Annotated in this window: 10 protein-coding genes; 7 read left to right on the forward strand and 3 right to left on the reverse strand. The window is 46.1% G+C overall.

Features of this window, described 5'->3' with window-relative positions; translation table 11 throughout:
• The 3 genes from L976_RS19920 to cyaB all read left to right on the forward strand — a co-directional run.
• Positions 1-1,210 (forward strand): ATP-binding cassette domain-containing protein (locus L976_RS19920; protein WP_047540784.1); only part of this gene is annotated, 1,210 nt, incomplete at its 5' end.
• Positions 1,207-2,958, forward strand: coding sequence for a heme ABC transporter ATP-binding protein/permease CydC (cydC, locus tag L976_RS19925; protein WP_047539539.1), 1,752 nt, complete (start codon positions 1,207-1,209; stop codon positions 2,956-2,958). The genes L976_RS19920 and cydC, both read left to right, overlap by 4 nt.
• 52 nt (positions 2,959-3,010) lie before the next feature.
• Complete coding sequence (cyaB, locus tag L976_RS19930) at positions 3,011-3,610, forward strand: class IV adenylate cyclase (RefSeq protein WP_047539541.1); 600 nt, start codon at positions 3,011-3,013, stop codon at positions 3,608-3,610.
• A gap of 51 nt (positions 3,611-3,661) precedes the next feature.
• On the opposite strand, the gene L976_RS19935 is transcribed toward cyaB, so the two are convergent.
• Positions 3,662-3,841 carry a helix-turn-helix domain-containing protein gene (locus L976_RS19935; RefSeq protein WP_011623867.1) on the reverse strand — a complete coding sequence of 60 codons (180 nt, stop codon included), beginning with the start codon at positions 3,839-3,841 and terminating at the stop codon, positions 3,662-3,664.
• A 94-nt stretch (positions 3,842-3,935) separates the two neighbouring features.
• Entirely contained in the window at positions 3,936-4,670 is a 735-nt protein-coding gene (locus L976_RS19940) for a DUF599 domain-containing protein (protein WP_037421785.1), read from the reverse strand.
• A 349-nt stretch (positions 4,671-5,019) separates the two neighbouring features.
• Between L976_RS19940 and L976_RS19945 the strand changes: the two genes are divergently transcribed.
• The 4 genes from L976_RS19945 (at position 5,020) to L976_RS19960 (ending at position 9,921) form a co-directional block, all read left to right on the forward strand.
• A complete protein-coding gene (locus L976_RS19945; protein ID WP_047539543.1) occupies positions 5,020-6,579 on the forward strand; it encodes an OmpA family protein in 1,560 nt (519 codons plus the stop codon).
• Between the two features lie 22 nt (positions 6,580-6,601).
• Positions 6,602-8,200: a hypothetical protein gene (locus L976_RS19950; RefSeq protein ID WP_047539545.1), complete on the forward strand. Its 1,599-nt coding sequence runs from the start codon at positions 6,602-6,604 to the stop codon at positions 8,198-8,200.
• Complete coding sequence (locus L976_RS19955) at positions 8,200-9,054, forward strand: hypothetical protein (protein WP_047539548.1); 855 nt, start codon at positions 8,200-8,202, stop codon at positions 9,052-9,054. Before L976_RS19950 ends, L976_RS19955 begins: the two co-directional genes overlap by 1 nt.
• A gap of 141 nt (positions 9,055-9,195) precedes the next feature.
• On the forward strand, positions 9,196-9,921 hold the full coding sequence (locus L976_RS19960) for a LemA family protein (RefSeq protein WP_052184040.1): 726 nt from the start codon (positions 9,196-9,198) through the stop codon (positions 9,919-9,921).
• 53 nt (positions 9,922-9,974) lie between these two features.
• Here the strand turns inward: L976_RS19960 and putA are convergent, their stop codons facing one another.
• Positions 9,975-13,169: a bifunctional proline dehydrogenase/L-glutamate gamma-semialdehyde dehydrogenase PutA gene (putA, locus tag L976_RS19965; RefSeq protein WP_173944672.1), complete on the reverse strand. Its 3,195-nt coding sequence runs from the start codon at positions 13,167-13,169 to the stop codon at positions 9,975-9,977.
• Between the last annotated feature and the right edge of the window lie 205 nt (positions 13,170-13,374).

A 13,374-nucleotide genomic window follows, 5' to 3' on the forward strand; every position in this document is an offset into this window, starting at 1 on the left:
GAAGGTGATTGAAAAGGCATCGGAGGAGTTTCGCAGCCGAACCATGTCGGTGCTGCGCATGGCCTTTTTAAGCTCGGCGGTACTGGAGTTTTTTGCGGCGGTGTCGATTGCTGTATTAGCGGTTTACTTTGGTTTTAGTTACTTAGGTCACCTCGATTTTGGCTACTATGGCGCGCACGCTCAAATTGGGCCTAATACGAATGAAGGTTTACCTTTTAGCCTGTTTGTCGGTTTGTTTATCCTTATTTTAGCGCCGGAGTTTTATCAGCCGTTAAGGGATATGGGCACTCACTACCATGCCAAAGCGCAGGCGATTGGTGCCGCGCAGGCTTTAATGACTCTGCTTGAGCATCCCGAGCCTCAGCCAACAGACTCAGTCGTTGGTGATACCAGACTTGAGAAGATTGAAAGCCTGATAGCTGAAGAACTTGAGGTCTTTAGCGTTGATGGCAGCCGCTTATTAGGGCCCATCAGTTTTGAGCTGAAACAGGGGGAACATTTAGCCTTAGTTGGCCCAAGTGGCGCAGGCAAAACCAGTTTACTCAACGCGCTATTAGGATTTTTACCCTATCAAGGCAAGTTACTGGTTAATTGTGTTGAGCTCTCCAGCATTGATCTTGTCTATTGGCGGCGCCAATTAGCGTGGCTTGGACAGGAGCCACAGTTATTCCATGGCACAGTGCGGGAAAACGTAGCCCTAGCCAATTCTAATATTACAGACGAGCAGGTGTGGCACTTGCTAGAGCAAGCCAATATCCATGAATTTGTGCGCATGCAACCCCTTGGTTTAGCGACAGCTATCGGTGAACAATCATCAACCCTATCGGTCGGGCAGGCACAACGTATAGCTCTGGCGCGGGCGCTAGCACAGGCGTCGCAGGTGTTTATCCTTGATGAACCCTCCGCGAGTTTAGACAGTGTTAGCGAGCAACTATTAACGCTCACCTTGAACCGTGCGATGGCGGGCAAGATGTGCATTATGGTGACCCATCGATTAGATCAGCTCGATCGGATGCAGTCGATCTTAGTCTTAGATAAGGGATTGATTGTCCAGCGAGGCGACTTTGCGACTCTTTCTATGCAGGCGGGTTTATTCCAAACCATGTTGCATGAAAATATCGAATCGGTGGCAGATATTGAGCTTGAATCGCCAATGCCTGATACTCGTGTCGATATTGCGTTAGGGACAACAGAGGGAGGTGCACAATGAGAATACTCCTTCCCTTCATTCGGTTGTTCTCGCACCAATGGTTAATGATGGTTATTGGGCTAGTGCTCACCCTTACCACTTTGATGGCGGGGATTGGCTTATTGTCGTTGTCGGGTTGGTTTTTATCGGCGACGGCGGTGGCGGGATTAACTATTATCGGCTCCCAATCCTTTAACTTTTTTACCCCCGCGGGTGGCGTGCGATTCTTATCTATTGCCCGTACAGCCAGTCGTTACGGTGAGCGTCTCGCGACCCATGAGGCGACCTTTAAATTACTGACTGAACTCAGAGTTTGGGCCTGGCGAAAACTCTTCCCTCTCAGCGCTAAAAATCTGCAAGGTTTGCGCCGTGCGGATATGCTCAACCGCCTCGTGGCGGATATAGATACGCTCGACCATCTGTATTTACGATTGTTGACGCCGATGGCGGCTTCCTTGCTGATGACGGCGTTGTTATATCTATTCCTTGCATGGTTTGATGCCAAGCTAGCCTTAAGTTTATGCCTGTTTTTAGTGGTGATTTGGCTGCTGCTACCACTGTTGTTTTATCGTCTCGGGCATGCGCCTAGCCGCAATATGCTGGAGACTAAACGCCAATATCGAGTGCAGTTACTCGATATATTACAAGGCCAAGCGGAGTTGAGTTTATTTGGAGCAAACGCCAGATACAGACACAAGCTCGACGAGGCAGAGCAGGCGTTATTTGCTAGCCAAGGGGCGATGGCGAATATCACCGCCTTAAGCCAAGCCATGCTGATCCTGGCGACGGGCTCGGCACTCATCATGATGCTATTTTTAGCCGCCAATGGCGTGGGCGATGCCGTGCCTCCCGGCCCGATGTTTGCCTTGATGGTGTTTGCCACTATGGCCTGTGTGGAAATGATGATGCCGATTGCGGGGGCTTTCCAACATTTGTCCGGTTGTGTGCTGGCGGCAACGCGTATTAACGAAATCACTGAGCAAGAAAGCGATATTCGTTTTAGTACAGATACAGATCTTAAGGCGACCTCTGGTGGATTGCTGATCCGCGATATCCAATTTAGTTATAGCGAAAGCCAGCCCGTGCTTCAGGGCTTATCCCTCGAGATAAAGCCGGGCCAAAAGGTGGCGCTATTGGGCTCCACTGGCTGCGGTAAATCCAGTTTATTGTCCTTAATTACCCGAGAGTGGCAGGCGCAAAGCGGTCAGATTTACCTTGATGGTCATCAATTGAGTGACTATAGCGAGGGCACATTAAGATCGGCGATGACAGTCGTGAGCCAGCGGATCTATCTGTATGCGGGCACGCTGCGGGAGAATCTTGCTATTGCCTTGCCTGTGCCTGAAGGTCAAAAACGTACCGCCAATGACGAGCGTTTTATCCAAGTATTACAGCAGGTTGGTTTAGGTGAGTTACTCAAAGGCGACAAGCCATTAGATATGTGGATTGGTGAGGGCGGCCGGCAATTATCGGGCGGCGAGCAGCGCCGCATCGGCGTGGCAAGGGCATTGCTGCGTGATGCGCCTTTGTTACTGTTAGATGAGCCAACCGAGGGCTTAGATAAGCGCACCGAGCGGGAAATTCTAAGTTTACTACTTGAATTTGCAAAGGATAAAACTCTGCTCATGATTAGCCATCGTTTAACGGCGATGGCCAAGATGGACCAAATACACCTCCTCGCCGAGGGGCAAATTGTGGCATCGGGCGATCATCAGCAGTTACTTCAAACTTGTCCCGCCTATCAGGCGCTCTATCGTCGCTTAGCTTGAGGCTGGATGTCGAATGGGTGAGAAATACGTGCAGCAGGAGTGAAGCCTTTATATGAGTAACCCAATGCCAGCAGACATTGCACCAAAAGAATTAGCTCCGCAAATTAACGCTCATTTTAACGGCAAGTTTGAGGTAGAGCTTAAGTATCGACTTACAGACCGTGAAGCCTTTTGGGCACGTCTAAGCGCCAAATCCCCCGAGGTGATGCTCGAGGATAATCTTGAGCATGACTGCTATTTTGATTCACCTATAGCATCCTTAGCTGCTGAGCATAAAAGCCTGTGTATTCGCGAGATGCAGCCCTCTGGCATCATGCTGTGGATTGTAAAAGGGCCCGAGAAAGACCGTTGTGAGGCGGTCAATATCACGGATACCAATAAAGCCAAAAGTATGCTACGGACTTTAGGCTATCAATGTGTGCTTGAGATTAAAAAACGCCGCAGCGTGTATTTTCTCGGGGAATTTCATTTAACGCTTGATTGGCTCGAAGGTTTAGGAGACTTTGCCGAGCTTGCTATTATGACTAATGATGAAGCTAAGCTGCCAATCTATGAGGCGCAGCTCCTCGCCTTAGCCGCAGAACTTGGGCTAGAGGAATCACAGCGAGAACTCTTATCTTACAAACAGTTACAGATGGCTATACAAGGATAAGCGAGGCATCCCAAGTCCATTTGGGGATGAATCGATAAAAGGCGCGGCGGCTTATCTTCCTAAGCGCTGCGAAAAGGCTAAGTAACGTTTGACCTCTTCTTCGGGGAATCGCAATTCTTCACCGTCTTTCACGCTGCTGAGCAGGTTTTCCCGCGCATATCGTTTAATCGTCGCAGGGCTCTTATCCAGCAACTTGCACACTTCATCCACTGTTAACAGATTATCACTCATGGTTCACTCCCATTATTGATTGGTGATTAACCCAATGAGTATAGAACAAGAATTAGACTGCGCTTTACTGGCGCAGTCTTAGGCTAAATGACGACTACTTGGATTGACGCTGAGTTTCTCGCGCTTGGTATTCGGTTCCTAAATGTGCCTTCGCAGCGGTAATGGCCATAACAGCACGGGATTTAAATTCGCGGCGATAGAGGGTGACCACCACAAACAAACTCGCCAAAATAAACAGTATTGGGTGCACAAACCAACAGAGCACGGCCATCGAAAAGTAGTAAGCCCGCAGGCCATAGTTATAGGAGTGGGCGGCTTGGTCTTGCACCGTTGCCATTTGCCGCGCGTAGGCTTTGAGGTTGTCATTGGCGCCTTCGCTATCCATCGGGCCTGCGCCTATCATCACGTTCACAAAGCCGTATTGGCGCATCGACCAGGTAAATTGGAAAAACGCCATCACAAAAATGACCACTAATAACGCTAATTTAACTTGTACCAATGAATGATTTGGTGGCGTCGCATAGGGAATAGTAGCAATCACGGCCTCGAGGCGTTCAACCTGGGCAAATAAGGTTAATACCCCCGCGAGCACGAACAGCGTAGTCGAGGCAAAAAAGGCAATATTGCGTTCAAGGTTCGCTAATAACGCCGCATCGCCTACCCGTACACCTCGGGTCATCAACTCAAGCATCCAGTAGATCCTGTGCTTATGCAAACCTCGGGCAATACAGTCGGTATCCTTCGCCTTACGTCGGGCAAAGGCGGTATAGCCAGCCCAAGAAACGATAAACCACGTCAATGCAGAAATATCTAATAGCGAGAATGTCATAGCTACCTTAGAGTTAGGTTAGAAGTGTAGTAATGCGTATGTGTGGATTTCAATTAACAGATTATGCGGGGAGAGAAATACTGTGCGCAACTTAGAAAAACACTTTAATGATAATTTTTATGAATAGTGATTGTTTGTTCACAATCGGAAAAATGAACTTTGTTATTGGTTATCGTAAATGGCTTAGATGAACTATTGCACGCCAGGTTTACACTATCTTCGCTGAATTAATATTTTGGTTACATGAGTATCAACTTTAGATTGACATTCAAAAGGTAATTTCTTCTAATTCTTAAGTTAATTTTCACATACCAAATCAAATTCTTAAATTTTAACGTTAGGGATGACTATGACGTCTAATTTCAAGCCCATAGCAGTAGCAGTCGTTACCGCATTATCATTAAGTAGTTGTGCAATTACGCAATCTGTAGAGGAGAATAAAGAGACTGTTATAGGCTGTGCCATCGGTACTGGTTTAGGGGTACTCATTGGTAATTATTTGGGTGGAAAAAAGGGGATGGCTTATGGCGGTGCTGCTGGTGCTGCGATTGGTTGTACTGTGGGTTACGATTTTCAAAAGAAGCGTGAAGCACTAGAAGCATTAGCGAAAACTGAAAATCTCGATATTCAATTTACTTCAATCAGTGCATCAACCAATGCAGATAACCAACAAAATAGCTTATTGATCAGTGCTAATAATCAAGCTATGTCAAAGGAAGATCAGGAAAAATATTCTGATTATCAAGTCGTAGGTATGGCCGCGACAATTTCTAGCACCGATGAAATGATGTTTGGCTCAGGCTCTGCGGAAGCGACAGCACAGGCAAAACAGAAATTACAAAAATTAGCCGCTATCTATAAAGATTCCAAACAGAACATCCTTATCACAGGTCACACCGATGCAAGTGGCAGTGAATCGTTGAATCAGAGGTTAAGCGAAGCTCGCGCGCGTTATGTTGCCACGCTTTTTAACCAGGCAGGCATTCCGACAGAAAGATTATTTTTCCAAGGCGCGGGTGAATCACAACCAGTTGCCGCTAATAGTGATGATTCTGGCAAGGCAAAAAATCGTCGAGTAGAGATTGTTGAAATAGACGGTAAACCGGATCAATTACTAGCTTATTCATATAAACAGAGGGCCAATTTGAGTTATTTATCTCGCCGCTCGCAGGATAAAGTTGCCACAGTCAAGCCGACTCAAGTAGTAAAACAGTCTGAAACTCAGCCAACCAAACCGAGCATATCTATCTCTGAACCCGCTCAAATAGAAATGAGTCAGTCGGAAATCGTCAAACTGCTTGAGCCAGTGAAGCTAGAAAAAGCCTTAGTTGATTTTGGTGGTAAAGAAATGCTCGATCCATCTACCAATTTCGCCCAGTTAGTGGGCGTTAAGAAAGAGAGCGGTTTTGCATTATTCAGCAAGGCGTATGCATCTGAAGTCTCTAGTTTAAATTGCGCTGTTGAGGGACCGAGAGTCACTGGGGACGTGAAGAGTTTAGCCACTGGTGAGAGTTATAGCCGTAATGACTACAACACTGCTGATTACCTGCCTGGGATGAACGGTACTGTTTGGGTAAATAAAGTGAATGGTCACTATATCGGCTTAACTCCTGTGGCTGTGATTAAGGACAGTGGCACAGCCGTTTCTGCACCTAAAGTGAATATTTGGAAGAATTATAAAGGTTCAAGTAAAGATGCCCCTAGCTATCAACTCACTAGCCATGTAGAAACTTATTATGGTGATAAAGGTTTGTTATATAGAGTTTTTACAACAGAAAAAGATTCTCCAGTCCGCTGTATGGATGTGGTGATGCCAATTGACCGTTCTGCGACCGCGATTGCTGGCAAGTTGTATTACGAAAAGAATAAAACAGTGTATGAAGCTAATTTTGAACCTAAATTGTTATAAGCAATACGCTTAGGAGTGGGAAATGGATTTTATATCTATGTTGTTGAACGAGTATCGTGCACTTGTTGTGTTACTGCTCTCTATGATGGCGTTAATAGTGACGATTACGATTTGGTGGGATCAAGTGAGTTTTTGGTGGCTTAATACCTGGTATGCCTTTCCGTTAATGGGTAAGGAAAGTCGCTTGGCAAAAGACTATGAAACCCAAGTCAAAAATTACGATAAAGAGTGGCTCAATAGTGAGGTCGCATTATGTGCCGATTTCGCTGCCCACTATGAAAAAGTCAATAAAGACGAGGAACTCTTTAGTAAGAGTCAGGATTACTTAGGTAAAGTGACTGAAAATGGGCGCAATAATTTACATATTTTTGGTTGGATACTCATTGCCGCTTTAGTGTTTGTTGAAGCGATGGGGTTCAGTTATGTACTTTCTGGTTTTACGATCCCCGGTGCTTCTGAAAAACTGCAACAGCAAGGTGCTGTCGGTATCGCTTTTATCATCTCAGTTTTATTGGTTGGTTTAACGCATTTTACTGGGCATGAGTTACACGCTAATTCATTAATAAAAAAAGCTAAAGTATGGTGGAAAAATGCAAAAAACCGCGATAAATCAACCCCAGAACTCGCACCCAATACTCGGATTAATTTAGATAAAACCTTCGAGGATGACGACGAGCCTCAATACAAACAGTTGATTAACCGAATTTCAACTAATGCAGAGGTAAAGCCGCGTTATTTAATTACGACTATTACAGCGGTGGCTATTATTGTGATTGCAGTACTTGCAACCTATGTCCGTGGTCAAGTATTAGAAAAAATGCACATTGATGAGGTGAACCTCAAACAGTCAAGTGGACTTTATCAAGAGCAAGATCCATATGCAGAAGCCGCCCCCGCTATGTTAGTGCAAGAGGCTAAAAACGCGGATGATAAAGTGGGTAATGATTTATGGGAACGTGAACAAAAAGGTGGGTGGGGAACATTTATCTTCTTAGCCTTCCTATTTGTTTTACTACAGATTTTTGGCATTTTAATTGGCTTTAAAACTGGGTTTGCGGGTAAGCATTCTAAAGATGCACGTAAGGAAATCGGTAACTTTAAGAGTGAGCGTGAATTTAAGACTCACTATTCTCGTTTAAAGCAGCAAGTTGCGCGAGTAGCACAAAAACGCCTCACTAACTTACAGCAAAGAATGAATCAAAAGGCCGAAGTTAATTGCCAAGATCCTAAGGTGTTAGAGATGCTTGAAGGTTGTGGAAATCGTTCATTCCTTACCTATATGGAAGATTTAGGCAATGCTGAAAATCGATATAATCAATCGGTGCGTTTACGTGAGCATCAAACAATCACTAACCACCAAGCGATGAAAAGTACCACCGTTGCGACACCAAATACAGTGACTGATATTGAAACTCCTGAGGCGATGGAGGCCAGATTAAAAGCCGAAATGATTGCCGATGCGAAAGCTAAAAAGGCCGCGGAAGTCGAAACTCCTGAACAGGCAGAGCAACGCATTCGTCAGGAGTTACTGGCAGAGATGGCACAGCAGAAAAAAGTTGTCGAAACAGAAGAGCAAATGCGGGAGCGTTTACGCAAAGAGTTGCTTGGAGAATTAAGCTAATGGCTCGAATGACAAAACTCTCTCGGTTTATGCGGGGAGGCTTATTAAGCGCGCTTGCCTTAGCTTGGTGTTTGCCCGCAGTGGCAGCCGAAAGAAATGACATTAAAAGCTGTTACGACTTCGCAAAAATCGAACCGTCGACGGCTAAGGCTGTTTCTGGCCGTCATTTATTTGTTGCCGTTGATGGTACGTTTTCACCGGACATTAATATTAAAAAGTTAGTCCATGAAAAAGTGCACCTCTTTTTGCAACCAGGGGATAAAATCACCATTATCAGCTTCAGTGCTTATGTGAAGGATTTTTATACTGATGTGTTATTCAGCGGAAGATTAGACACAGATATTGCAGATAGAGACGATGTTTCCAAAAAGAGTTTAATGACCTTCGATAATTGTATGGCGAAACAGACTCAATTTGTGAAAACGAAAGTCGACACTCATATCAAAAATGCTTTTAAACCTAACGATGCGGATGTGCCTAAAACAGAAATAATTACCAATTTATCTCAGGTGATTGCCCCGCAAGTAGCGGTCAATCAGGAAGAAAGACGGGTGTTGTTATTGGTTTCTGATATGGTTGAAAATTCCGATGTCACTAGCTTTTACAGTAAAAACACCTTGAAAGTGATTGCACCCGAGCAAGAGATACAGAAAGTCCAAAAAGCCAATATGTTAAGTGATTTTAAGCAGGCGGACATTTATGTATTAGGTGCGGGTTGGGTGCCAGCGACATCGAAAGGGTTTAGAGGTGGCCAAGTCATGCTCCCGCTGAAACAGTTTTGGCAGCAGTATTTTGAGGCATCCAATGCCCAGTTAAAGGAATTTGGACAACCCGTATTAATGAGTGATATGTAATAAAAAGCCAGACTCAGTCTGGCTTTTAGTATGTGTAATTGTAGAGCTATGTTGTTATTTGAAAAAAATGGCTTATTTAATCTATTAAGATGAGGCTAAGACTTCATAGCCTCATAGTTGATTTTATTTTAAGGATATTTAATGGACATTATCTTGATCTTATTTGTGCTGTTTTGCGCATTTGCTGTTTGGTCAATTTTTACCTACAACTCATTGCAATCTAAAAAGCAATCTCTGGTTGAACAAGCCTCCAATATTCAGGTTTCTTTGCAAAAACGAAGAGATTTGGCATCAAGAGTGATCGATATTGCACAAGGTTTCGGCGATCATGAAAAGTTAACACATCTTAAAATATCAGCAGATCAGCAAGCCAGTACCCAATCTTTGGCCGCGTTGTCACAAAGCTTCCCTGAGTTGAAAGCAAATGAAACCTATTCCAAGCTTATGAAGCAGTTGGAAGACTTAGAAGATAACATTGCGGCGAAGCGTGAGACTTATAATAAGCATGTGAATATTTACAATAGTTACCGCTCTAGCTTTCCCACTATGTTAGTGGCAAATAAGCTGAGTTTTGATCCAGCACCTTATTATAATGCTGATAACGAGGATACCTTGAGCTCTCTCGCGATTTTCAATCGTGATGATTCGGAAGCGGTGAAAAATTTGATTAACACCTCGTCACAAACCTTGAAGTCCTCTGCAAAATACCTCAAAGCCTCTGCGACCACGCATATCGAGAATGCTAAACAATCGGAAACGTTTAAGTCAGTTGTTGACCAAGGTGATATAGCCATTACTAAGGTAGTTGAAGCTGCTAAAAAAAAGATAGAAAAAAAGGAATCAGCCGCAGTAGAGAAAGAAGAATAATAAAAAAGCCAGACTCAGTCTGGCTTTTGTTCAACTCTCAAGGGTGAGAGAGCTTATTCTTCGCTATCACCCAGTGACAGCAGGGTCGCATTACCACCGATAGCGGTGATGTTATTAGTGCGAGTTTTTTCAGTCACGAAGCGAGTTAAGTAGTGTGGACCACCGGCTTTAGGGCCAGTACCTGACAGACCTTGACCGCCGAAAGGTTGTACGCCAACGACTGCGCCGATTTGGTTACGGTTGATGTACACATTACCTACGTTAACCTTGTCAGCGACTTCGAGGGCATGGCCTTCGTTACGGCTGTGGATACCTAAGGTTAATCCAAAACCTGTGCTGTTGATTTCATCGATCACTTTGCCAAGATCCGCGGCTTTATAACGGATCACATGCAGGATTGGGCCAAAGTGTTCTTTTTCAAGCACTTTAATTGAATCAATTTCAACGGCAGTTGGCGCTACAAAGTGACCATTCTCAGTGCCCGCTGGCAGTGGCATTTGCTTGATAAGCTTACCGACTTGCTTGATGTGGTCGATATGGGCGTCAAGGTTAGCCTTCGCGGTCGCATCGATAACTGGGCCAACGTCGGTTTTCACTGAACTTGGGTTGCCAATCACTAACTCATCCATTGCACCTTGCAGAACATCGATAACGCGGTCTGCAATATCTTCCTGTAGGAAGAGTACGCGCAGCGCCGAGCAGCGTTGACCCGCACTGGTGAAGGATGAAGACACTACATCGTTAACCACTTGTTCGGGCTGAGAAGTAGAGTCAACCACCATAGCGTTTTGACCACCAGTTTCGGCGATTAACGGAATGATGGCGCCTTCACGGTTTGCCAGTGTGCGGTTGATGAGTTTGGCTGTGCCCGTTGAACCGGTAAAGCATACGCCACCGATGCGCTCATCAGCCGTCAGTGCGTTACCTACGGTAGCGCCAGTGCCTGGTAGATATTGCAGCACGTCCGTTGGAATACCCGCTTGGTGTGCTAACTGCACTGCGCGGTAACCAATGATAGACGTCTGTTCAGCGGGTTTTGCGACCACAGTGTTACCCGCAGCGAGGGCTGCCGATACTTGGCCTAAGAAGATCGCTAATGGGAAGTTCCATGGGCTGATACACACGAACACACCGCGACCTTGAAGGAAGAGTTCGTTTAACTCGCCTGTTGGGCCTGGGAGCAGTTCAGGTTTTGACATCAGCTTTTTAGCTTGTACCGCGTAGTAGCGGCAGAAGTCTACGGCTTCACGCACTTCGTCGATACCGTCTTGAATGCTCTTGCCCGCTTCACGGGTACAGAGGGCAATCAGTTCTTCGCGGTTTTCTTCTAACAGATCCGCCAGCTTTTGCAGGGCAGAGGCGCGCACTTCAACAGGCGTACGGGTCCAAGAGGCGAAAGCTGCATGAGCAGAAGACACGGCTTGTTCGATAGCCGCTTTGTCGGCAAAGGCCACTTGGCCCACGGTTTGAGTGGTATCGAATGGGCTAACCACGGTTTTGTGCTCGCCAGTTAAGGTTTGACCATTAACCAGAGGGCCCGCTTGCCACTGCGTCGATTTGAATTTGTCTAAGGCCGCGAAGAATGGCTCTGCTTCTGAAATGATGTTCATATTGAGTCCCTTGGAATTTTTGCGATCGCTACCGAAGATGTCGGTAGGTAAAACGATTTTGTTGTTAGCCAGGGTTTTGTAGCCTGTCAGGGTTTTCAGTGGGTGAACCACTAAAGACTCGATAGGGGTTTTCGGATCGACCAGCTTGTGTACGAACGAGGTGTTAGCACCGTTTTCCAGCAGGCGACGCACTAGGTAGGGCAGCAGATCCTTATGGGCACCGATTGGGGCATAGATACGTACCGCTTTCGCGCCAGCTTCCGACAGAATAGTGTCGTACAGCTCTTGTCCCATACCGTGTAGACGTTGGAACTCGTGGTTACGATCGCCCGCCATATCGGAAATGGCCGCCACTGTTTGCGCGTTGTGGCTGGCAAATTGTGGGTAAATCGCGCCGCGGGTGGCGTCGGATAACAGGTAACGCGCACAGGCTAAGTAAGATACGTCGGTACCGGCTTTGCGGGTGTAGAGTGGGTAAGCAGCTTCGCCAGCTTGTTGTGCCCATTTCAGCTCGCTATCCCAGTAAGCGCCTTTCACTAAGCGAACGGGGATTTCGTCGCCTTGCTCTTTCGCTAGGCGGGTTAACCATACCAGTACTGGCAGGGCACGCTTAGAGTAAGCTTGCACCACGATACCGAGTAATCCCCAGCCTTTAGTGGCGTCAGAATTAAACAGTTTTTGGAACAGTTTTAATGACAGTTCGAGACGGTCAACTTCTTCGGCGTCGATAGAAATGCCGATATTTAATCCGCGCGCGAGTTTAATCAGGCGAATAACGGTGTCGTATAGCTCGGTCAATACACGGTCTTCGTTAGCGACTTCGTAACGTGGGTGCAATGCCGACAGTTTGATAGAAATCGTTGGGCGTGGAGATTCGTTTTCGTTATAGCTTTGCGCGCCTAACTCGGTAATCGCATTGGCATAATCGTTGAAGTATTTTTCGGCATCTTTACGCGTCAGCGCGGCTTCGCCCAGCATATCGTAGGAGTGGGTATAGCCTAGCTTACGCTTGTCTTCGCTGTTCTTGAGCGCTTCTTTCATAGTGCGGCCGAGAACGAACTGCTTACCCATGATCTTCATCGCCGCCATCATGGCTTGGCGGATCACGGGCTCACCTAAACGATTGACTAAACGGCCTAATAGGCTACTCGGGCTGCCGTCGATTTTTTTATCTAAGCTAACAATTTTACCGGTGAGCATTAGGCCCCAAGTGGAGGCGTTAACCAGCACTGAATCGCTCTTGCTTAAGTGTTCATCCCACTTAGCACCTGAAAGTTTATCTTCAATCAAGGCGTCGGCGGTGGCCGCATCGGGAATACGCAGCAGGGCTTCGGCTAAACACATCAGGATAATCCCTTCCTGTGTTTCTAAGCTGTATTGCTGCAGGAAGGCGTCGATGCCAACCATTAAGCCTTTTTTCTCAAATTGACGAACTTTGTTTACCAGTTCGTGGGCACGACGAGTGACGCGCTCGATGGCTTCATCACTGGAGGGTACTAGTTTGATTAGCTCTGACAAGTATTGTTCTTCATCGACAATGTAGTTGTCGGTGACGGCTTTGAACAGTTCGTCGAGATTGGCAGAATCGTAGCGGCCTGCCAGCACTTCACTCGCTTTGAACATAGTAATCGCTTCCATCTTGGCCAGTTATTTTGGGCTCTGTTGTTGAAACAAAAATGGGGGGCGCGAAACGCATTTGATATTTTGTATACAATATGAAGCTTTGCGCGCGCAGATTATACAACCAAAATGTGACGGACAACACTATAGCGTGAAAGAATGTGAAGCTTGTTTGATTGGTTTGTTAAACGCGAGTTGTAACGCTTGATTGACAAAAAGCCAG

This window comes from Shewanella sp. ZOR0012, assembly GCF_000798835.1.
Classification (GTDB): domain Bacteria; phylum Pseudomonadota; class Gammaproteobacteria; order Enterobacterales; family Shewanellaceae; genus Shewanella; species Shewanella xiamenensis.